We start from the raw sequence: 23271 nt of genomic DNA, 5'->3' as shown, positions 1-23271 counted from the left end.
TATTCCTCCTATTCATGTTCATATTGGACAATCACTACTTTTGCAGCTGTAAAATTTTCTGTATCGTCAAAATTCCCATAAAGCAGCAAGGATGTTTTTTTCTTTATGTCCGCTTTGGCGGCTTCACTGACAGTGGCTTTTCCAGTCGCTATACTCATAACTGCTCTTTGGAATATGCAGTTATCTCCATATTTAATAGTTACCTTTGCGCCTTCATCTTCGTATCCATCCGCCGCAATAACAGCCTCTCCATTATTATCTGATGTTGCGGGATTAATCGTGCATCCGTTATCTGAAAATTCTGTCACGCTTCCCTGCAAATCAGATGCAGTAATTAGTTCGTCTCCATCCATGCTTCCGACAGCATTTGAATCGTTCCCATCGGGAGTATTGTTTGAATCGTTTTTATCGGAAGCATCCTTTTGGTCAGGGTTTGTTATGTCATTTTCAATATAGGCATTTTGGGTTTCTTTTTCTCTATTTGTGCCTGTGTCATTCGACGTGCCACAACCTGCCAAAGCAAACATACTTGCCCCAACTATTAACATCCGCATTAATTTTTTGTTCCTCATAATTCTTTTCCGCCTTTCTTTTTGATATGTTTGTATTTTAGCATCATGATTTTTATATACCCCGCAAAGATGCAAGGTGTTCAAGTTATCAGGCTGCAAAGCCATTGTATAGAAAAACTTTGCTAAAAATCCTGTAAAATTATAAAAAATATAAAGGACTTTTTAGAGGATTTTTATAGAATTTCATATTATACTGATATTGAGCGGATTATATAATCTCATCAAAAAATATTTGGAAAGGATTTAAACAATGAAAATACTTCTTTTAGAAGATGACTTAGAGCTTTGCAGCTCAATACAATCGCAATTGACGAAAAACGGTTATATGGTTGATGCTTGTAATGATGGGGAAACCGCCATGCTGTATGCCTTACATACAGATTATTCCTATGATTTAGCTATTGTGGACAGAATGCTCCCTGTGATTGATGGGCTGACGATTATTAAGGCTATGCGGAAAAAAGGCATCCAGATTCCTGTTATCATCATTACAGGAATGACCGCCCTTAATGAAAAGATAGAGGGATTGGATGGAGGGGCTGACGATTATTTAGTCAAGCCGTTCCATATTCAAGAACTGCTTGCGCGCGTGAGGGCTTTAACAAGGCGTCCAAGTGAAATAAAAGCAGAAGATACGCTCCAATATGCCGACCTGTGTTTTAACAAATCAAACCGTGAACTGGCTTGCAACCCCAAAGCAGTTTTTTTAACAGCAAAAGAATCTGAATTGTTATACGTCTTTATGAAAAGCCCAGAAACACTTTTCTCAAGGGAGCAGCTTATACTGAAAATATGGGGTACATCATCGGAAGTTGAGCAGGGGAATGTTGATAATTATATTTCTTTCCTGCGGAAACGGTTAAGGGAATTAAAGAGTATCTGTGAAATAAAAACAGTATATGGGGCTGGATATTCCCTAACCCAGAAACGGAAGTAAAATTTTTTATGGCATATGAGCCGTAACAAATTGGAGGTTGAAAATGCTGAAGCCACTGTCGAAAAAATTGAATGCCCTTTTTATAACGGCAATTATGTTAATCATTACATCAATTATGATAATTCTCTGCAACAATTACGTCCACATGGAGCAGTCAAGTGAGATTCTTTTATTTCAAAGAATGGTTACGCAGATGATGTACCAGCTTGAAGATAACAGCCAGAATTTTGAATCCATTGCGGATTCCTACCATGAGTATAAATCCCCGATATTTTGCTGTATCCAAGATACTTCTGGAAAGATGGTATATCAAACAGATTCTGACTTTCCTACTGATGTAGACACTCTTTTAGAGCGTTTCCGCATACAAACAGGCAAAGAGGATACTTTCATAATAACAAATGATAACAAGCCCACTACAGACCAAAGCGGTGTTTTTATGTTTAACGGAACGAAAAATGACGATTATTTAGGGATACTTGCAACGATTATTACGCCGAATGACACAGCTTATCATCTGTCACTGATTTACAGACAGCAGTCCTTATTAGATATTTTAACAAAACAGGCTTTCCTTTATGTTTCCTTATGGTGTCTTTCCCTTATTGCTGTGACGACGATGAGCTATTTGCTCATAAAGAAAGCATTAAAACCAACAGAGGTAATGTTGAAAAGCCAAAAAGATTTTATAACTTCCGCTTCGCATGAATTAAAATCGCCGCTCGCTGTTATTCTGGCAAACGCAGAGAAACTGGAACAATTACAAATAGATAATACGGAATTTAGAAAATCGGTTAAAATATTAGACAAGGAATGCATGAGAATGTCAAAACTGGTAAGGGATATGCTGCTTCTGGCTTCCTCTGATGCGAAATCATGGACGATATGCAAAAATACCATTGATACAGACACATTATTAATCTCATTATATGAAGCTTATGAACCAATCTGCATCAGTAAAAAAATCTGCCTGCGTTTGGAAATCAGTGAAACCAGTTATCCGAAATTCTATGCGGATGGAGAACGGCTTTTTCAGATATTGACAATTTATATGGAGAACGCCATCCACCATTCCGTAGGTAATAAACAAATTGAAATTAAAACAGAAGTAACGGCAAAACATATTACATTTTTCGTAACCGACCACGGAAAAGGCATTCCCGAAGATGATAAGCCGTATATTTTCAACCGTTTCTATTGCACCGACAAATCAAGGACAGATAAATCAAATTTTGGATTAGGGCTTAGCATAGCAGACGAACTAGCAAAAATGATGAATGGTAAAGTTGGCTGTAAAGATACGGATGGGGGAGGGGCTACATTCTTTGTTACACTTCCTTTGAAATAGTTGGATTGATAAAAAACTTAGAAAAATCTAATGAAACGATTTATATGGTAAAACAGCCAGATGATTGACCTCTGGTTTTCTTTTGCATTACTGCAAATCACAAAAGTAAAAACTAATCTCTACAAATTGGAAATCACATCTCCTACTCATAGAGAATACACATCGTTTAAGCAGAACTCTCATTTCTGTACAATATCTTCGTTTCCCGATATAAACCCATCTTGAGCAAAGGTATATGTTCGTACCACTTCGCCATTTGGGTCGATTACTTCAAGCGTTCTATGGCTATCCCCATCGGCGTCTGCATTTTGTCTGTTCACCTTGTGTAAAACCGATAATTTCAGCCGAACTTGTACGCAAAGAAACGGTGTCCGTTTTGTCATTAGGCTTTGTCTGATTATGCCTATTGGCTACATATGCTCCCGAAACAGTAAACCCACAAACAAGCAGAACTGTAAGCAGCCGTAGCAGCCGGCATTATGGGAATGTGTATAACTGGCTATCTCATGGAATTGTGGGTAACTCTGTTTGCAGGACGTGGGAAAGCTGTACTTTAGTTTTTCCATGTGCTGTGAATAGAGTTATCCATGATTCCATAGCCAGTTATGCACATTTCCACAATGCTTGTCTTTTGGTCTTTGCTTTCTTTGGTTCGGAATCGTGTGGTGCCGGCGGTCTATCTCTTGTTTTCGGTTGCTTGCTTCTTTACCGTACATGAGCAATTTGCGAAAGGTACATAATCTTATGAAAAGCGGCAGCCCTTTTCATAAAAGGAAGCTGCCGCTTAATCATCTTTTTCAGAATCTATTTTATATTGGGGATTGTCATTTCAAGGCTCTTTCAAAAATGGTGTAGTAGTGGTGTAGTAAGTATCTCATTGAGCTGTACAACCATTGATTTTACAGTCTTTTGGGACTGTTCCTAAGTTCTGTGTTTCCAAAGTATTTTCTCAAATCGTTTCATACTTTCTCATATTTGTCCCTGTAAAATTGGTACATACGTTGGTAAAGTAAGCAGCTTTACCAATGAGGTTTTTAAAAGTTCACTACCTGATGCAGCTCTTCTTTCGCGTCATCAAAGTTTATACGGCTTGATTACTTTATCACATACTTAGTACCCCTTCCTCTGCCTTCAATTTTCACAACACCTTTTTTACCCATCTCTTTCAGTAATTGTGTTGCCTTTGATTTACCAAACGGGGCGTAAGGAGCAATTTCGCTAATTGATTTCAGCATTGTTATCTTAAAATTTTATATATTTTTCTTTCGTCTTCCGTTAAATTCAAATTTTTCTCAAAAACCGGAAGTACAATCTTAATTGCATTTTCCGACACTTCAAAATCCGGCTGCTTCAATCCTTCTTCATAGAGCTGCTTTATCCGTGTAATGCCTGTACCGAATATTTCGACAAACCCCAGCCTGTAACATACATTTGCAAGAACAGGCTGTTATCACAATACGCTTTATCCTATCCACAATTTGGTTTCTCCCAGTGCACATTATAATACACTTATATTCTTTTTCATATTTCTAAAAATCTGTTGCCTGCAGTTGTGTTTTCTTCTTCCTATGTTTCAGGAATCTTGCCGTATAATATGCAATAATTGCCAATGATATCCATTGTGCTGTTGAAATTCCAAAATAAATGCCCCTGATACCGTCACCCCTTAAAAATTCGTCTGCAAATCTTAACACCGCATATGCTAAAAGATAAATTCCGAGCAAATCCGCCCCTCGTTTTTTTCTTTCCGCCATAAGCAGGAGGACAAATAACAAAATTTCTGCTATTGACTCCAGGAGCTGCACTGGTATCCGAGTGAATTCAAATATTCCCAGAGAGAACGGTTCTTTCATCTCTTTGCCATAGCAACAGCCTGCCATGAAGCATCCAATTCTTCCAAAGGAATGAAATAGCGGTATTGCCGGGGCTGACAATTGAAATATTCTGTTTCGTAACTCATGCTCTCTCCTTGTCAGTATGTATATTGTAGCGACCACGCCAAACAACCCACCGTAATAAACAAACCCACTCCCAGGGATAAACCAAATGATGTTTTCCAGTGTCAGGTTGTCAATCAGCCATGGGATTTGCGTTGCCGCAAATAACACTTTACTTCCTGTTATCCCGCCAATCATGCACCAAAAAAGCATAAAAATAAATGTTGAAAAAGGTATCCCAAATTTTTCAAGGCGGACATACATAAAACCCATTGCAATAATCCCACCAAGCAAAGCCATTGCCGTGTAAGACGGGATAAGGATATGAATATACGGGTACATGATTAATCAATTCCCTCCAATCTTTCCATTTGATACATGTACTGGCCGAATATATCCGCCGTCTCCATACATCCGATGCATCCATTATAACATCCTGCCACATGTTCCGTTTTGTCCGAAGAACCATAAAAAATGCCTTTTGCTTCCATATTTTCGATATTCCAATTCACCAATCCCACATAACATGATTTCTGAGACTGCCCACATCCAAAGCAGCCATCCCCATAATACCTCATATCAAGCGATGTTACACAACCTTTATCATTTGTCCCTTCACCACTGTATGTTCCATTTGAAATCTTGCAGGATTGCGGCCAACATGCGGAATTACAGCCTTTCTCAAATGATAAGCAGCCGCCGAACCCAGGAATTGAACATCCTGCTGCTTTAAACCCATCACCTTCTTCACTTCCATACTTCGGGGACTCACATGACTGTCCTCCGCATCCTGCAATGCAAACCCCACTCATAAAAATAACGTACATCAACAGTAAAATAAATAACTGCTCCCCCTTTGTTCTGCTGTCCAATTTTTTCATAGAAACCTTCCCTTCCCGCTCAAATTATTCTACTTGCAGCAGTGAAATTATGTTCCATGCTGCATTCTGATTTTTCTTTTTTAAACATACTCATTTTCTCTTCCTGAATCCTCATATGTGCCGGCATAAATTATTCAACTTGCTGCGGTCTTTCTTTAAAATCGGGGCTAAACAGTTTCCTGCCAGCCCCGTTCTGCATATCTTTCGGAATATTGGATGCCTGCTTATTTTTTAATCTTTACGGACTTCCGGCTGCTCCATTTCCCGTAATAAGTCTTTCCAGAAATTTTCTTGTAAGCCCTCACCCTGATATAATAAGTCTTTTTCGCCTTTAATTTCTTAAGGGTTACCGTGGCGCTTTTATTGGTAACGGTTTTTGCGCCTTTGAAATTCTTTTTGAGTCCGTATTGGATTTTATAACCGGTACACACTCCCCGGCCGCTTAATTTCAACTTAATTTTTCTGGTTTTTATATTTTTAGCGCTCTTTATTTTCGCTTTTGTGGACTGCACTTTTTTAATGGCGGCAGTTGTTCCGGTTGTGCCCGGTTTCTGGGGATTCTGAGGTTTTTGAGGCGTTGGGGGCTCCTGGGGCTTTTGGACATTCCCTCCGGAATCCTGGTTATTGTCCCCCGGATTCTGATTATTGCCTCCAGACGCTGCGGCTTTCTGCACAGTAACGGTGCAGGCTGCAGCGGCTCCGCTTTCCGTGTAAGCCGTCACTGTCGTTGTCCCTGCGCTTTTTGCCACGACATTTCCTTCAAATACCTCCGCTATCCCAGAATTGGCGGATTTCCATTGGACGGCGTCTGTGCTGTCCAGAGGGCTGATTTGGGCAGCCAGCGTAACGCGCCCTCCTTCCTTTAAGGTTACTGCGTTTTGGCTCAGCTGTATGGACACTGCGGGAACCAGCACTGTGACCGTGCATTTTGACTGCAGGCCGTTGGAAGCGGATGCCGTTATGGTTGCCGTTCCCTTGGCTTTCGCTTTCACCAAGCCATTGCCGCTTACTTCTGCAACAGAGGGGTTGTCAGATTCCCATGTCACAGTTTTATCCGTTGCATTGGCAGGCGCAATCGCTGCGCTTAACTGATGCTCTTTTGCACGGTAAAGGGAAAGCTGCGCCTGGGACACTGTGACGGATGCCACAGAGATTTCCTTTACCTCAATTTCAAATGAAGTTTCCGCATTGCCGTAGTTTACAAGGACTTCCTGTCTCCCAATCTCAGACATGTCATAGCCGCTTAACATTTCCTTTTTCAGCGGGATAGTGGTGCTGATGCCGTCTTCGTATGTGATTTTCAGGGCTGCGCCGGTGATTTTTATGGTTTCCCCCTGGTTGTAGGTTAATTTTGTCGGTACAGGCGATAATTCAATGGATTTGACCCTTATCATCCGGTTGTTCTTTAACTGCGGATAAGAGTAACTCTCACAGTACGGGTCGATTTCCCAGGTATTGACGAAGTCGAATCCGGTAAAGGACCTCTGGTCTTTCATTTGAGATTCGGTAAGGGAAACGCAGTCGGCATCGTCTGCCATACTTCCAATGCCTTTGTCAGCAGTGCCTCTCAGGTAATTAACATTTGAGACATTAGAACTGCCACATATTGCGCCAACTTTGGATTGTGCGCTTCCTCTTACTGTTCCTGTATTATGGCATTTTTTTATGCTGATAGCATCCCCAGATATCCCTCCAATATAAGGCTCATAACCGGACTTACTTTCTAAGCTGGAACTGTCAATTTCACAGTCATTATAACAATTTTCAAAATACACATATGTTCCCCCTGTAAGCCCTCCTATGTAGCAAACGCCAGTATCTTTTCCTGCTACAGTAATCTTTCCATTGGCATAACAATTATTGATATTACTATAGTAATTACTATAGTAACCACTACGGCCACATATTGCGCCAACATATGTAGATGTTTTCACTGTGATATTGATATTACAATCCACCATACCCAGATTTTTAATTTTGGCTCCATGAATAGACTCAAACAGACCAACCTCCGTATCAGCTGCAGGTTCCCCGAAAATCTGCATTCCCACAATCCGGTATCCATTCCCATCTAAGGTACCGGAAAATTCCTCAATAGAATCCCAGCCTGTCCCGCAGTCATAATCTCCTCCTTGGGCAGTGGAAGACATATCAATGTCATTCATTAAAATATAATTACCGCTTCGATTATTCCGAATGGCATACAAATCTGCAATATCGTGAATAGGCGTATACCCTTCCGGTATTACAGCAACCGTAATTGTTTTTCTGGCCGTTTTATAACTGTCTGTTTCTGAAGCGGTAATGACTATCTGCGCTGTCCCTGCCGCTAAGAGTGTCACTGTCCCGGTTTCATCCACTGTTACAATCTCTGGATTCCTGGATTCATAAGACAAAATTCCATCCCCATCCGTTTCTGCATCCAACAGGAACGGTTCATTCCCCATTGTCTTTTCCACATTTTCTGCTGTAATCGTCTGCTCTGCTTTTTCAATGGGTTCTGCCGGGTTTTCTTCCCCGGGATTTCCAGGCTGTTCCGTTCCCGGCCCTTCTTCTCCTGGATTTCCGGGCTGCTCTGTTCCCGGCTCTTCTTCTGTCGGGGCCTCTGAAATATCTTTCACAGTAAGGCCTTTCTTCTGGGCAAATGTTTCCGCATAAGAGCCTTTTGCGCAATACAATGTAGGAGGATGATAAGTGTCAAATGCATCCTGTTCAATGCTCACTACACTGGCCGGAATAATAACGCTTTTCAAATTGTCGCAGCTGGAAAATGCCGATGCTCCAATGCTCACAACACCGTCTGGTATCTTTATGCTGCTTAAAACATCACAATTCCAAAAAGTCTGATCGGCAATACTTGTTATGCCATTCGGGAGTATAATACCTTTTAGATTTATACAATTTCCAAACGCACTGCTTCCGATATATTTCACATTCCCCGGAATTTGTATGCTTTCCAGGCTGCTGCAGCCATAAAATACATTAGAACCAAGGCTCGTTATGCCATTCGGGAGTTTTACATTTTTCAGGCTGCTGCAGTTACGAAACACACTTCCGCCCAAATCCGTTACACTGGATGGTATTTCAACGCTCCCTAAACTGCTGCAGCCGCTAAATGCGCTGGCTTCAATGCTTGTTACGCTGCCTGGTATTTCCACATGGCTCAGTTTGCTGCAGCTACTAAACGCATAACTTTCAATTTTTTTCACCCCGGATGGAATCACTATGCTTTCCAAATCCGCACATTCCTTGAAAGCAAAAGAGCCTATCCCTGTAACCATTTTCCCTTCTATCTCAGAGGGAATCACTATCTTCGTGCCGCTCCCTTTATATTTATTAATTTTTATTTCGCCATCCGTCTCTCTGTACTCATAATCACTTTCCTGCTCTGTCCCTGACACTTCCGCTGCTTCTGCCTGCAGCATCCCGGCAGATTCACCCACTGTTCCTGCTGCCAGGCAAAACGCCAATAGTATTGCTAATTTTCTCTTCATATGTAACTCCTCCTAAAACTCTATGTTTTTCTTAAAATTGTACCTGAATGATTTTCTTTTGTCCCCACCTCGCTTTTACACTCCTTTTTCCACCACATCCTACATCCATTTCTTAAAAACTGTTTTTCTTACTCCACATCACCATACTTCTTTTATATTAATCTTTTCATTTATATGACCATTTTAACAATACTTTAGTATTTTGTAAATATAATTTACTTTAGTAGGCTTAAATAAATATACAAAAGGAGGTTCTCCATGTTCGGCGATATGATTCGTAAGCTGCGGACTGCCCACAGCTTAAACCAAGTCCAGTTGGCAGGAAAATTAGGCGTTTCCAAGCAGACTGTTTCCAACTGGGAAAACAATAATATCCTGCCTTCCATTGATATGCTGGTTAAAACAGCTGTATTTTTTTCTGTAAGCACCGATTACCTTCTGGAACTGGACGACAGACGTTATATTGAGATCACTGGGCTAACTGATGCACAGCTTGCGCATGTCCAGCAAATTATATTTGATATTTCCGGCGGGCTGAAATAATCTGGAGTAAAAGCGGGCAGGCTGACAAAAACCGTTCCCATTTTATTTTGCACCCAACATGCTTTCTTCCAATATTGCAACTGCATACTGGTATCCTTCCATGAATGCCATATTTTGAACCTTGTCCAGAATCTTCTCTGTCCGTTCCCGTATCTCATTTTGCCCCTGCACATGCCCAGCGGTGAAGCTGAACAGTTCCTCTTCCAGTTCCGTTATTTGCGTCTCATGTTCCTCCCGGCACTGCCGCTTTTTTAATTCTTTCAATAGATGCAAGGCCTTTTCCAATTTCTGCAGGCTAATATCTCCTTCACACTGCGCTATTTCCCTGCATATTTCTTTTACTGTTTCGTCCATTTTCTATTCCTCCCTTCAGACAGCCGTTCGGTTTTGTCTGCTTAATCATTTTATGTTTTTACATTTTATGTTTCTGATAGCACTATTTTACAAAACGGGATGGACACATTTTATCCTTTACTCAAAATTTTATAAAAAAATTCAATTTTTTTTCATCTTCTTATCCAATATCCGCAAAATAAAAGTTCCTCTTCCCACTCCGCATTGTTCCTCTAATTAAATAAGAGCGCCTAATCCAAGTGCACCCTTTTTTATTCCACAAAAATACAGCTACAGGTATCCCCATAGCTGCCATTGCAATTTATTGGCTTTTGCGCCTTATCTATTTGCTTTTCAATTTTTCATTAGCAATTCCAGATGCCTGCGGCAACTTCTGCATAGGCCCCTTTCACTGCTCAGTCTGCCGCAACGCTTCAATCTCCTGGTCTGTCAAATTAATTTAATATATCGAAATGCCCTTTACTGACAATTAAGGACAAAGTAACATCCCATGTCTGATGCCTGGCACAATAATAATATGTGTAAACCAATGCCTGGCAAATGGAACACTGGTTGAAATTATGGTCTGTGGGGCTTTTGTATTCCACCAAATTATGGACGCCAAAAAATTCCCCAATCTCATTCTCAATTTCCATCCCCATCAAGGGCGCTGACTTGCTTTTCAAATTTTATATCCGTTGTCAACAGCACATCTGCCCCACAGTCTGCACTTGCAAAATGCAGACTGTCAAACTATGCCGAAAGTATTGTTCCTTCTTTATAGCAAGCTGCTATATAATCCCTTGGCTGATAATATAAATCAGAATTAAAATTCAAAATTTTATCTGCAAGCCATGATTCGTAAACCTCTTTAATCCCATTAATTACGTTCGTACTTTCATAACAATCCTCCACTAAGCGGGCAAAAACCTCTCCGATATCCCAATAATCTGGAAGAGAATACTGACAATTTGTCAAATTGTCATAATTTCCATTTGCAATACTATCTTTTTGTATAAAATCATCTGCAACTTTTTCTATGGGTTCACAATGAAAAATATCTGCATAATTATAAATGCGCTGTAAATCACCGCCCAATTGATCCACAATGTCAAATCTGCTGTTTTGCGTTTTTCTAGCAATATATTCTATAAGGCTGCAAACATAAAACAAGTTGTTATCATTTTTCATAGACTGGCGCTCCTTCCAAAAATCTCAAAGTTGTTAAAGCTCTGACTGTATGAAAACTAATCTGATGTGTAGGGTATTTAAATTTAGCCAGTTCCCAAAATGCTGCCCTTGAATACTTTCCATCAATAAATCCCTGCACATAATTATAAATTGTATCGTCTGCCATAGGGCCTTCCACTATATCATAATCATGAGCTTTTCCAGTCCGGCAAGCTACAATAAAATCCAACCATTCTTCGGTCATCTTTTCAAACATAAGAATCTTTAACTCCTGATTTGGCGTATATTCATAAAGGCTGATATATCCTGTTTCTCCAACAAACTACTTCTTTAAATTAGGGCAAAACAAGCAACTGCATATTTCCTCATAGCTACATAACCTCTCTTGATTTTTCTACTGCCCTTTTCATCTGCCGTACATCAAAATTTTGCCTTAAAAATCACATCGAACGCCCTTTTTGCCATGATAAAAAATGGATGTAAACAAGAAGGATTGTTTTGCTATTAGCATTTATACTTAAAATATTCGTACAGGTCGCTTATACGGTAAAATACATAATTAGGATTTTCCTTTTCCAAAGTATCAGCATTATAAGACTCTTGCCCGCCGAAAAACAAACCACTCCTATATCCTGGAAGTCTTTTATATCTTGGACTGTATCTCCTATATTTTACAGACATTGAATTTAATCCCACAATAAGCATCAATACCCAGGCCAGAGCTGCTGCTAGGCATGCTTTTTCTGCCATTTGGAAATTAACAGATAAAGCAGAAACCAAATGATGCCATGGGCCGCAAGAATAAATATGTCTTTTGCAATCACTGGCTCATTGCTGTCAGCCAAATTCATAATCCCTTCAAAGGACGCACTGGATGGTACAAAATAGCAAAATACCGAAATCAGACCCCTTGCCCCTAACAAATAGGATACCAATGGCACTGCCATAAATATAATCATAATTATCTTAATATAAACAACGCCTTCCATAAGACTTTCAGAAAACTTGCCGATAAACAACCCAATCAGCGCGGCTGTAAATGCAGAAAGGATAATCAGCGTCAGCATAAGAAGCGCGTGCTTAACCGACAGCCGGAAATAACAGCAGGCGGTCAAAACGGCGGACAGACATCCGCCTGTAAAACCTACTGAAATTTTTTGCATTACATAGCCGCTCTGTGTCATCGGCAATATCTGATTGACCAGATCAATGCCATTTTCTTTCTCAGATATCATGTTCATGGCGTTAAACGTACATCCCATAAACATAGCGACAATTAATGTCATGGCTATAAATATATTTTGAAGTCCTGCCATCATATCAGGACGTTTTAACACAGTGAGGCTTATCTGCTTTGCATTTTCCCTTCCCATATATAATGATGGAAGCGTATCGGCCGTTTGGCGGAATAAATCCAGCTCATCACCGGATACCATCGTCTGAATGCTGCGGCCATCAGCTTTCACTCCAATCATGTTTGTAGAAGGTTCATTAATCGCAGTGATTAATTCCTCCTGGGATTCGTATACGGCTACAGAACCATATCTCTCCAACCATGAAACCGTCTCAGCAGACAGATCATTCTCTAATACGCCGAAATGGAACTCCGACACCGGAGAAAGGTCAATTCCGCCGATAAAATTTAAAGTTAAAGCAACAATGATTGGCAGAAGAAAAGACATAATGCAAAATTTGTCTTTCCATACGCTTTTAAGCTGATACATAAGACCTCTCATAATTAACCCTCCTTTCCCATTTCTTTGTGAAATGCTGTCTGGACGATCTGGAACAGAATGACAATTCCGCAAACGGAACACAGATAATAAACAGGATTTGTGACAGGCACGCCAAAGCAGGCATTTTTAAGCCCCATATAAACATGATAGAACGGGTGCCAGTCAATCCATGCCATCTTCACAGAAGTATTTGCCGACAAAAATACAGGCGCCGCCGCAAAAATGGCAATCACCAGATAGACCAGACTGAACTGTCTGAAATCCTTTAACAGCAACGTACATCCAAATCCCGTAAGTGACATAATCAGCGACAATATTGCGGTCTGTACCAGTACGTTCGGTAAAATGCCCGCTGCATCGTGAAACCCTATATTTAATACAGTCATCCATCCCGCAAAAATCAAATCAGATAACAGGAAAACCATGATTTTTGATACGATAAATAAGCTTTTATTAAATGGCAGGACTGCATGGACACGGATAACCCCCATCTGTTTTTCTTTGAATAATACTGAGGCAATCCCCAAAAAACCAACGGCAATGATTTCTATAAACAATAATTCACAAGACATTTCTTTTCGTTTTTTTAGCTCCGGTGTATTTGTGCCTACGGTCCGGGCAGTGTACTGCTTGTCCTGACGAAGAAGTGACAATGCATAGTCAGCCCTGTGTTTATCAGCCTTTTCACTTCCAAAATAAAAAACGATGTCCGGCGTGCCGGAACTGGCGTCTATCCCGACGCCATTGACATCTTCAGAAAGAACCGTATTTAATTCTTCTAAGGATGTTACCGGAGCAATCAGCTCGGAAATCCCCTGCTGTGTTCCCTGCGGATCAAACAGATATACATTGTAAAGTTCAGCATTCATAAAGTTGACATAGCCAAAGTTAATAAACAACGTATAAATCATCAGTGACCCAAAAGTGACAAGGAAAAATTTTCCGGCTAACATCATCTGGCAGTCTTTTCGAAATAGCGAGCAGAAATTTTTCCACATCAGGACAGCCCCCTTCCTGTATATTGGATAAACATATCCTCTAACGTTGGTTCTTCTGAATGGATACTGATAATTTCATCATGCCGGAAAGGAATGCCTTTTTCCAATTCCGGGATTTCTATTGTTTTTTCCTCACGCCTGCCCTGATACATGTATTCAATCTGTACACGGTAATGACTGTTTTGTTCTTTTAATCTTTTCGGCGTGTCCAACGCAACGATATTTCCATTTGTGATAAAAGCTACCCTGTCGCATAATAAATCCGCATCCAGCATATTATGCGTGGTTAAAAATACGGTTGTGCCCTTCTTCCGTTCTTCTTCTATAATCTTTCGGAACAGCACAGCGCCTGAAGGGTCAAGCCCGCTGGTTGGCTCGTCCAAAAACAATAGCTCCGGACTGCTGATCAGCGCCCTTGCCATACTTACACGCTGCCGCATGCCTTTTGAGTATGATGAAACAGGCTTTTTCATAAAATCAGCCTTAAATTCCAACTTTTCTAAAATCTCCCCAATATCCCTGAGCTGCTTTGCAGGATAAAAAGAGGAAAAGTATTTCAGGTTGTCAACTGCGCTTAAATTTGCATACAGATAGGGAAATTCAAACAAAACGCCTATCTTACTAAAAAAATCCTGTGTATGCGCTGTAGAAATATCCTGTCCGAACAATAACGCATATCCGCCATGGCCTTTTAAAATTCCAGTAAGGATTTTCTGCGCTGTTGATTTTCCGGAACCATTCGGCCCCAGAAACCCAAATATTTCTCCATCTCCTACCGTAAAATTTAATCCGTGCAATACCTGCTTGTCCTTTCTGTATGAAAAAGTCAGGTTTTTAACTTCAATCATTCGTCGTCACCCCACACTTCCTGCTTGCTGTCTTTCTGTTCCTGCCGGCGTTTATTCCACTCTTTTATAAATTCGTGTGCACATAAGATAAAAAAATGAGGTGAAATCCAAGTGTGGTCTCTGTGAAATCGGTGTGAAATATGAAAAACGGCTTTCCCTTTACTTCTGAAGGAAGAGCCGTTTTTTTAAGAATTTATTTTATGACAGGAACAGAAAAGAAAAACCGGACGCCATCTGATAAATTTTCTGATCCATATTCTAAATTTTGCATGGATAAAATTTGTGCAACAATCGCAAGCCCCAATCCCGAACCGCTGTACTTTGCATTCTTATCACGGTAAAACTTTTCCCAGATTTTAGGCAGCTGTTCCGGCGGTATGCAGGCTCCCTGATTATAAATGGAACAGTGAAGCATATTGTCCTGTCGGACTAATGATAATCGTAAAATTCCCTTTGTAGATACATTCTTTTTCGCATTAATCATTAAATTGCCTAAAACCTGCTCCATCCGCTGTTTATCCGTATAAACAAAAACTTTATCTTCCGGAAGCTCGTACTGTAATTCAAAATCAGTTTCCGGTATATCCATCAATAACCGCCCTGCCGCCCTTTCTGCAAATTCTACGAAATCAAACCGTTCCGGCGCCAATGATACCGCCCCGTTTTCCAGTGCGGACAAATCTAACAATGTTTCAATCAGATTCCCCATTCTTTCTGTTTCGGAAATGATGATTTCAGAATATTTCTGTCTTTTCCTTTCATCTGTTTCATCCTGTATTCCCTCCGCATAAGCCCGGATCACTCCTATAGGCGTTTTCATTTCATGGGAAAGGCGATCTGTGAATTCTTTTCGTTCCTCCAACAGTTTTCGTTCCCGCTGAACATCTTTTTCAAGCCGGATATTCGCTTTTTCCAGTTTTTCAAGGGTTTTCTGCAGATTTTCGGACATTTTATTGAGATTGTCTGCAAGCTCCCCAAATTCGTCCTTTGAGGTTATGACGCAAGGCTGAGAAAAGTCCAGCCTGGCTGTTCTGCGGGCCATTTCACATATTTTGCAGATTGGAGCTGAAATAAATCGTCCTAACAAGTAATCTGTTATTACGATCAGCAAAACAACAAAGATTCCCCATAGCAGAAAAGAAACATCCTCTTCCAAAGGCAACCGCGTTGCAATCAGGTATGAAGCTATTAAAGAGATACCTGCAATCTTTGAAACTATCATTATTTTTTTCCGTACCGTGCGGAGGGAAAATTCTTCTTTCATTTTGCCACCTCAAATTTATACCCGGAACGGATAAGCGTTACAATGGATTTTCCTTCGCTGCCCAATTTTTGCCGCAATGTTTTGATATGGGTGTCTACCGTTCGTGTATTCCCCTCAAAATCATACCCCCAAATACGGTTTAACAGTTGTTCCCGGGAAAAAATCTGTTCCGGATTAGACATAAAGAAATGCAGCAGTTCGTATTCCTTATGGGTCAGCGTAATTTCCACACCGTCTGAGAACACTTTATGCGCGGCAGGATTTATGGTTATTTTCCCTGCGCTGAGCATACCCGCAGGCGCCACAGAGGTACGGCGCAGCAAGACGTTTGCCTTTGCAATCAGTATTTTCGGACTAAAGGGTTTTGTCATATAATCATCGGCTCCATATTCATAGCCTTTCAGTTTATCTTCCTCGTCACTTTTAGCAGTCAGCATGATAATCGGCAGGCTGCTCAGCTCTCTTGCCATTTTACATACAGAAAATCCATCCAGATGCGGCATCATAATATCCAGTATCATTAAATCCATAGGATTGTTTTTTAATATCATTAAGGCATCTATCCCATCGTCTGCAGTAAAACAGGTATGTCCGTCCTTTTTGGCATACTCGGCAATAATCTCCTGCATATTCTTTTCATCTTCTACAATCAAAATATTTGCCATGAAATCACCCCTTATTTACATTCCTGTTTCATGGCAAAATATCCAATCAGCACCGTCCACACATAGGCACAGGTTTTCGGAATCATCAGCATTCCAATGAGAGGAACGGCGTCTGCCCACAGCACCACCGGAATATAGAAGCCAAAGCTCAGCACAATGGTCAGCCACATCCAGCGAAACGCCTGATCTCCGCAATCCTTTGCACTCCGGTAGAACAGCACAATCACCAGAAGGCCCAGCAGGGCGAAGGGAATATTGCGGTAAATCCCCCAGGAAAGGGGCGCTTTTGCGCTGAGCCACTGATTCTGAGGCATCATGCACAACACAATCCGCAGGCCGGCCAGGCCGTACACGGCTGCGGTAAGGATGCCCTGGCCATTTATTCTGTATCTCTGCCGCCAGACATAGTAAAGCAGCACATAGAAAATAGTCATGGTAACTGAAGTAATCCACTTTCCAATCCCCAGAGGAATGGTGTAGTTCTCAAGGCCGGTGGTACACAGGGCGAAAGCGCGGGGAACCAGATGGAAGGAGTCGCCCGCTCCCAACACCACCGCCATCCAGCCGAACAAACGAAACTGACGAGCTCCCTTGCTGCCGCGGATCATCAAGATTCCAATGGTAATGACAAAAATTAAGTATACTGCATCAAATAAAGTTTCTGCGATTGCCTGCATTGTTTGTCTCCTTTATGTTTTGTTTTAAACTGCCGCCTTTGGTGAACATTGTTCAGCTTTCTTTACTAAAAATTCCGCAGCAATGCGGATTTTTAGTATAGGGTTCTGCGGATGAGCTCCTGTACCGCAGCGGAATCATAGTCCTGCCGCAGCAGCGCGGACAACATCTGGGAAAATAAAACATCCGCAAATTTTTCTACTGTAAACTGCTCTGTAAAAGCATCCGGCCGAATCCTGGCGTCCCGTTTCAGAACGGAACACAATTCATCCAGGATATGCCGCCAGGTCTGCTGCATTCTCCGTTTTCCATCTGCTTTATCCTGCTGCATAAATCCCAGAGAGTGCAGCGTAAAAAATCCGGGATACTGTTTACAGCCGTACTCCATCTGTTCATACATCCAGACAATGCAGTCCTGCGTGTCCTGAAACACGTCCCTGTCACCGGGACGATGGAAAATCTCATGCCAGATACTTTCTACTGCCGCACCCACCAGCGCCGCTTTAGAATCAAAATAATTGTAAATGGCTCCCACCGATACCCCGCAGGCCGCCGCAACAGAACGGATATTGAGCGCAGACCATCCCTGCTGCTGAATCAGTTCCCGGCTTGTTTTTAAAATATCTTCTTTGGATGTCACCACTGTATTCATTTCATCACCTCAACATGAACAATGTTCATTATAACGGTCTTAAATCACTTTGTCAAGTACTTTGATTATATCCCCAACGCCTGCGCAGGCTTCTATAAAGATGAAAAGCAGACTCTAGTACTGCAGCGAACGTTTTATATTTGGATACGGACAGAACTGCCGAACTGCCCTTTGACACACAAACTGGGCAGCGTTTTGGCGAACTAACTGCTAACTGCGTCTAAGGAGTTCCGGAAAGCCGTCACTCCTAAAACTCCGTAAGCAGTGGATTTCGCCTCCACGCAATACGCCCATGAAGCGTTTGCTTAGCCAAAGGGCAGTTCGGCAGTTCCTGTGTATCGAAATATAGATTGTTCGCTGTAATACAAGAGCGTGTTTAAAAAACATTCCCCACATCTGCATCCCCCAATTTAACCGCCAGAGTAATATTTATGCCTCATTCAGTCAGCGCAGCCCGGATCTTATATGGTAATCTTCAAGATTTCCGGATGTTTTTCCACATATTCCGCCAAACGGCACAGTTCTGCTCCCAGAGCAGTGCGCACAAGCATTTCCAAACGAATATAATCTCCTTTTCTTCTGGTGCGGAACTTCAGAATCCGGCATTGATAAGTTTCCTCCAGTTCCCGCCGGATTTCCCGGGAGATTTGTCCGGGATTTTCCTCATTGCAGCGGTACTCCACCTCAATTTCATACACGTCTTTGATAATATGGGACATTTTTCCCTGGCGGCCCAGAAAAATTTCCACCAGAATCACGATCCCTGTGGTGCAGAACCCTATGATATACAGTCCCGCCCCTACTGCCATTCCGACGCCCAGAGTGGCCCAGATGCCGGCCGAGGTGGTGATTCCGCTGACATTTTTATTCCGGGAAAAGATCACGCCGGAGCCCAGAAATCCAATGGCTGCCACGGCCCCCGCCGCCATTCTGGAGGGGTCTGCCCGGACAAACTGCCCGGTCACATCCTGAAACCCGTATTTGGAGAGAATAATCATAAGCGCCGAGGACACCGCTACAATCACATGCGTACGGATTCCCGCCGTTTTCTTTCTGCTCTCCCGTTCATAGCCGATGGCGCCTCCGCAGCAGCCCGCCAGTAAAATTCTCCCCATCCACTCCAACTGCTGTATTACAAAAACCATATTTACTGAAACAGGGAATATTCCTCCATATTCCATACCTTCTTTACAACCTCCTGATAAAATTCCGGTTCGTGGCACACCAGCAGAACGGCTCCTTTATATTCCTGCAGGGCGCGTTTCAATTCTTCCTTGGCGTCCACATCCAGATGGTTGGTGGGCTCGTCCAATAAGAGGATATTCGTCTCCACATTCAAAAGCTTGCACAGCCGCACCCTGGCCTGTTCCCCTCCGCTTAACACCTTTACCTTGCTCTCAATGTGCTTGGTGGTAAGGCCGCATTTTGCCAGCGCAGAGCGAACCTCGTATTGGGTATAGGCCGGAAATGTCTCCCAGATTTCTTCAATACAGCTGTTTTCGCTTTCCGGCATCTCCTGCTCAAAATATCCCGGAAACAGATAATCTCCCAGTCTGACTTTTCCGGAAAGCGGTTTTACCAGGCCCAGTACACTTTTCAGAAATGTGGATTTCCCAATTCCATTGGCTCCCGTCACTGCAATTTTCTCCCCGCGTTCCATTCTGAGATTGATGGGCTTAGACAGCGGTTTTTCGTAGCCCAGAACAAGGTCGTCCGTCTCAAAAATCACCTTTCCGGCCGCTTTCGCATTCCGGAAAAAGAATTCCGGCCTGGGCCGCTCTGCCGCAAGCTGAATGACTTCCATTTTGTCCAGTTTTTTCTGCCTGGACATGGCCATATTTCTGGTTGCCACCCGGGATTTATTTCTCGCCACAAAATCCTTCAGCCCTTCAATCTCTTTCTGCTGCCTCTTATAAGCCGCTTCCATCTGAGATTTTTTCATCTCATAGACTTCCATAAATTTATCGTAATCTCCTACGTAGCGGGTCAGCGCCTGATTTTCCATATGGTAAATGATATTGACTACGCTGTTGAGAAAAGGAATATCATGGGAGATTAAAATAAATGCATTTTCATAGTCCAGCAGATAGCGTTTCAGCCATTCTATGTGGTTTTCATCCAGATAATTGGTGGGCTCGTCCAACAACAGAATATCCGGTTTTTCCAAAAGCAGCTTTGCCAGAAGGGCCTTCGTCCTCTGCCCGCCGCTCAGTTCTGACACATCCCTGTCCAGTCCCAGCTCCAGTATGCCCAACGCCCTTGCCACTTCTTCCACCTTCGCGTCAATCATATAAAAATCATGCTGTTCTAACAATTCCTGCATGGTTCCCGTTTCCTCCAGCAGGCGGTTCATTTCTTTTTCATCTGCGGAGCCCATGGCTTCAAACATCTGGTTCATCTCCGTTTCCATTTCAAACAAAAAGGAAAAGGCGCTGCGCAGAACATCTCCTATCGTCATTCCCTGTTTTAATACGGTGTGCTGATCCAGATAGCCGGCGCGCACATGCCTGGCCCATTCCACGCTTCCTTCATCCGGCTGCAGATGGCCGGTTACAATGTTCATAAACGTGGACTTGCCTTCTCCGTTGGCCCCAATCAGCCCGATATGCTCCCCTTTTAACAGCCGGAAAGACACATCATTGAAAATCGCCCTGTCTCCGAATCCATGGGTTAAATTTTTTACATCCAAGATCATAATTCTGTCTCCTTTTGCCGATGGCAGAAAAATTTTTTGATTTCATAATACCATTTTTTTGATGTAAATACAATTGCAGCAAATGCAAAAAAGGGATAGCAACAAATAACCTGACGGGAGTTTTACTGCCATAAAAAAAGAATCCCCGAACTGTACTGGCACACGGTTCGGGGATTTCATTCTTTGTTTACATGGAACTTTTGTATCTCTTTTTGCCTAATGGCATTATAGCATATGCAAATTTTAATTACAAGATACATTTTTTTAACTTCTTGAACACTGGACATATCCAATAGGGAAAACGCCGGCAGATGCCAGCGTTTTCTATGAAATATGCTGTTACTGAAGTAAGGACAATACGCCCTGTGTGGACTGGTTTGCCTGTGCAAGCATGGACTGGCCTGCCTGTGCAAGAATGTTGTTCTTGCTGTATTCCACCATCTCTTCTGCCATATCGGTATCGCGGATACGGGATTCTGCTGAGGTGGTGTTCTCAACGATATTATCCAGGTTGGCAATGGTATGCTCTAATCTGTTCTGTACGGCTCCCAATGCGGAACGCTGTGCGGATACTTTGGAAATTGCGTCTGCAATTGCGTCAATTGCGTAGGTTGCGGAATTACCGCTGTCGTCAGACACGTTCAGACCTTTTACCCCAAGCCCTGCGGCGTCCATAGCGTCAATGTCTACGGTAATCTTATTGGTCATGTCAGCGTCAGAGCCTACATGAAGGTTGAAGGACAATGCTTCTTTCACTTCCACGCTGCCCTGGGTGATTGTGAATTTGCCGTCGCCGTCGTTTGTCACGGTTGCTTCTGTGTCAGCTCCGATACTGGAAGCCTTCTGCAGTTCTTCTGCGATCATGGTATATGCCTGTTTTGCGCTGATTACTTTTTCGGTGTTTTCCGGGAGGGCGATATCGCCGATGACGGTATTTGCTCCGCCTCCGGCATCAACAACATCCCCGTCATGGATTTTTGCCAGTATCGCATCTTTTGTAAGTTTAAAAGCTTCCTCGTCAACATCCTCTTCATCAACGACTGTATAAGTAATGGCGTCTGCTCCGGTTCCAACTTTTACTGTAGCTGTTCCATCAGTAGCCAGAGCATTGATTGCATCATAAACAGCTTTTGCTGCTGCCGGTGTTTCAGCTGTTGCTTTAGTAGTTACGCCGCCTATTGTAACGCTGTCACCGGTTGACAATGCTGCCGCAACTGTAGAAAGCCCCTCTCCTGCTTTAGCAATTGTTGCCGCAGTCGTGGTTGCTACAAGGGCTTCGCTGATTTCTCCTTTTTCCAGTGAAGAAACTATGGCATAGTTACCTGTTTTCTGTGCAGCTACAGTTGCCGTTGTACCTGCCTTAACTTCATTCACAGTGATTTTGGTTCCTATCACCTGTTTGCCATCTGCCAATGCGGATGCAACAAAATCCTTTACATCACTCTCTTTAATCTGGCCAACTGTCGGTGTAGCGGTATCCGCCACCACTGTATAGCTCTCATCTCCTATTGTAAACGTATCAGTTGCTTTCCAGGTAATGTCACTCATCGCAACCTTATCGGTTAAAGTATACGTGTTCCCCTGATATGTTACGCTGTCACCTGCTGACAAAGTATCTGTCGTAAACACGGCATTATCAGATTTAAGATAACCATCTGTGGAAGTATTCAGTTCCCCTGCATCCTTATGATTTCCTGACGTTCCAATGGTATACTCTTTTCCGCCAATTGTAACCTTATCGCCGTTTTCTAAGGCCTTATCCAGTTCAAAGCCTGACACTCCGCCGCCTTTATCCGTCAGCTTGCCTTTGATTCCTGCATCATGGGCCGCAACCTTCTCTGTTGTGGTTGCTCCTCCCTTATCCCCTTTCAGCAGATAAATCTCATTGAACTTTGTTGTCTCTGCCACGCGGTCGATTTCCGTGGTCAGCTGGTCGATTTCCGCCTGAATCGCGTCCCTGTCTGATTCAGAGTTGGTTCCGTTGGCCGCCTGGGTTGCCAGCTCGTTCATACGCTGCAGCATGGAGTGCACTTCCGTCAGGGCCCCCTCTGCCGTCTGCACTGCGGACACCCCGTCCTGGGCGTTGGTGGATGCACGGTCAAGGCCGCGGATCTGCTTCCTCATTTTCTCCGAAATGGTCAATCCTGCCGCGTCGTCTGCCGCACGGTTGATTTTATATCCGGATGATAACTTCTCTGTGGACTTTGCCTGTGCGCCTGTGGTTACCCCAAGCATTCTGTTTGCGTTCATCGCCTGCATGTTGTGTTGTACTACCATAATTTTTCCTCCTTGTTGTCTATGGTTTTTCTGCCGCAAATCCGTTTGCGCGCATATGGCCCTGTTTTTGGGACTGCGGACTGAAACGTCCCCGGCAGTCCTTCGGGCTGTTTATAATAAGCAGTCACCACTTTACAACTTTTCCATAAAAAAATGTCATACAGGACTTTCTGATGTATAATAAGTTTGCAAACAAAAAATACGAAAGAAAGTGATCCTGTACGA

21 protein-coding genes and 1 pseudogene are annotated in these 23271 nt (G+C 42.6%); 3 read left to right on the top strand and 19 right to left on the bottom strand.

Going from position 1 to position 23271, the window contains the following annotated elements:
* Positions 1–8: 8 nt before the first annotated feature.
* On the bottom strand, positions 9–572 hold the full coding sequence (locus ACTO17_RS15935) for a hypothetical protein (RefSeq protein WP_482558621.1): 564 nt from the start codon (positions 570–572) through the stop codon (positions 9–11).
* A 250-nt stretch (positions 573–822) separates the two neighbouring features.
* Here ACTO17_RS15935 and ACTO17_RS15930 point away from each other — a divergent pair, with 250 nt between their 5' ends.
* Both ACTO17_RS15930 and ACTO17_RS15925 read left to right on the top strand, forming a co-directional pair.
* On the top strand, positions 823–1509 hold the full coding sequence (locus tag ACTO17_RS15930; protein WP_482558620.1) for a response regulator transcription factor: 687 nt from the start codon (positions 823–825) through the stop codon (positions 1507–1509).
* Positions 1510–1552: 43 nt separating this feature from the next.
* Positions 1553–2857 (top strand): sensor histidine kinase, encoded by a 1305-nt coding sequence (locus ACTO17_RS15925; protein WP_482558619.1) that lies wholly within the window; start codon positions 1553–1555, stop codon positions 2855–2857.
* Between the two features lie 1237 nt (positions 2858–4094).
* Here the strand turns inward: ACTO17_RS15925 and ACTO17_RS15920 are convergent.
* The 4 genes from ACTO17_RS15920 to ACTO17_RS15905 form a co-directional block, all read right to left on the bottom strand.
* Positions 4095–4244 (bottom strand): hypothetical protein, encoded by a 150-nt coding sequence (locus ACTO17_RS15920; protein ID WP_482558627.1) that lies wholly within the window; start codon positions 4242–4244, stop codon positions 4095–4097.
* Positions 4245–4386: 142 nt separating this feature from the next.
* Complete coding sequence (locus ACTO17_RS15915; RefSeq protein WP_482558618.1) at positions 4387–5136, bottom strand: prolipoprotein diacylglyceryl transferase; 750 nt, start codon at positions 5134–5136, stop codon at positions 4387–4389.
* A gap of 2 nt (positions 5137–5138) precedes the next feature.
* On the bottom strand, positions 5139–5675 hold the full coding sequence (locus tag ACTO17_RS15910) for a hypothetical protein (RefSeq protein ID WP_482558617.1): 537 nt from the start codon (positions 5673–5675) through the stop codon (positions 5139–5141).
* Positions 5676–5899: 224 nt separating this feature from the next.
* On the bottom strand, positions 5900–9169 hold the full coding sequence (locus tag ACTO17_RS15905) for a leucine-rich repeat protein (protein WP_482558616.1): 3270 nt from the start codon (positions 9167–9169) through the stop codon (positions 5900–5902).
* 258 nt (positions 9170–9427) lie between these two features.
* On the opposite strand from ACTO17_RS15905, the gene ACTO17_RS15900 reads away from it, so the two are divergent.
* Positions 9428–9712 (top strand): helix-turn-helix domain-containing protein, encoded by a 285-nt coding sequence (locus ACTO17_RS15900; protein ID WP_482558615.1) that lies wholly within the window; start codon positions 9428–9430, stop codon positions 9710–9712.
* Positions 9713–9754: 42 nt separating this feature from the next.
* Here ACTO17_RS15900 and ACTO17_RS15895 read toward each other — a convergent pair whose 3' ends face one another.
* The 14 genes and pseudogenes from ACTO17_RS15895 to ACTO17_RS15830 form a co-directional block, all read right to left on the bottom strand.
* Positions 9755–10066, bottom strand: a complete 312-nt coding sequence (locus tag ACTO17_RS15895; RefSeq protein ID WP_482558614.1) for a hypothetical protein — start codon at positions 10064–10066, stop codon at positions 9755–9757.
* A gap of 434 nt (positions 10067–10500) precedes the next feature.
* Positions 10501–10731, bottom strand: a complete 231-nt coding sequence (locus tag ACTO17_RS15890) for a hypothetical protein (protein WP_482558613.1) — start codon at positions 10729–10731, stop codon at positions 10501–10503.
* Positions 10732–10798: 67 nt separating this feature from the next.
* A complete protein-coding gene (locus tag ACTO17_RS15885; protein WP_482558612.1) occupies positions 10799–11236 on the bottom strand; it encodes a hypothetical protein in 438 nt (145 codons plus the stop codon).
* Positions 11226–11552: pseudogene (locus ACTO17_RS15880) on the bottom strand (DUF3990 domain-containing protein); the annotation flags it as partial. The gene ACTO17_RS15885 and the pseudogene ACTO17_RS15880, both read right to left, overlap by 11 nt.
* Positions 11553–11964: 412 nt before the next feature.
* Positions 11965–12972 (bottom strand): ABC transporter permease, encoded by a 1008-nt coding sequence (locus ACTO17_RS15875; protein ID WP_482558611.1) that lies wholly within the window; start codon positions 12970–12972, stop codon positions 11965–11967.
* 2 nt (positions 12973–12974) lie between these two features.
* A complete protein-coding gene (locus ACTO17_RS15870) occupies positions 12975–13970 on the bottom strand; it encodes an ABC transporter permease (protein WP_482558610.1) in 996 nt (331 codons plus the stop codon).
* Entirely contained in the window at positions 13970–14818 is an 849-nt protein-coding gene (locus tag ACTO17_RS15865) for an ABC transporter ATP-binding protein (RefSeq protein WP_482558609.1), read from the bottom strand. Before ACTO17_RS15865 ends, ACTO17_RS15870 begins: the two co-directional genes overlap by 1 nt.
* A gap of 193 nt (positions 14819–15011) precedes the next feature.
* Positions 15012–16082, bottom strand: coding sequence for a sensor histidine kinase (locus ACTO17_RS15860; RefSeq protein ID WP_482558608.1), 1071 nt, complete (start codon positions 16080–16082; stop codon positions 15012–15014).
* Positions 16079–16747 (bottom strand): response regulator transcription factor, encoded by a 669-nt coding sequence (locus ACTO17_RS15855; RefSeq protein ID WP_482558607.1) that lies wholly within the window; start codon positions 16745–16747, stop codon positions 16079–16081. The genes ACTO17_RS15860 and ACTO17_RS15855 overlap by 4 nt, the downstream gene beginning before the upstream one ends.
* 11 nt (positions 16748–16758) lie before the next feature.
* Positions 16759–17424: a hypothetical protein gene (locus ACTO17_RS15850; protein WP_482558606.1), complete on the bottom strand. Its 666-nt coding sequence runs from the start codon at positions 17422–17424 to the stop codon at positions 16759–16761.
* Between the two features lie 92 nt (positions 17425–17516).
* A complete protein-coding gene (locus ACTO17_RS15845; protein ID WP_482558605.1) occupies positions 17517–18074 on the bottom strand; it encodes a TetR/AcrR family transcriptional regulator in 558 nt (185 codons plus the stop codon).
* Positions 18075–18535: 461 nt separating this feature from the next.
* Positions 18536–19189, bottom strand: coding sequence for an MgtC/SapB family protein (locus tag ACTO17_RS15840; RefSeq protein WP_482558604.1), 654 nt, complete (start codon positions 19187–19189; stop codon positions 18536–18538).
* Between the two features lie 32 nt (positions 19190–19221).
* Complete coding sequence (locus ACTO17_RS15835; RefSeq protein WP_482558626.1) at positions 19222–20772, bottom strand: ABC-F family ATP-binding cassette domain-containing protein; 1551 nt, start codon at positions 20770–20772, stop codon at positions 19222–19224.
* A 336-nt stretch (positions 20773–21108) separates the two neighbouring features.
* Positions 21109–23046 carry a flagellin N-terminal helical domain-containing protein gene (locus ACTO17_RS15830; protein ID WP_482558603.1) on the bottom strand — a complete coding sequence of 646 codons (1938 nt, stop codon included), beginning with the start codon at positions 23044–23046 and terminating at the stop codon, positions 21109–21111.
* Between the last annotated feature and the right edge of the window lie 225 nt (positions 23047–23271).

It is taken from the genome of Petralouisia sp. (genome assembly GCF_056822245.1).
Note: the sequence above shows the minus strand (reverse complement) of the source record. Positions and strands in the feature narration are given on the sequence as shown.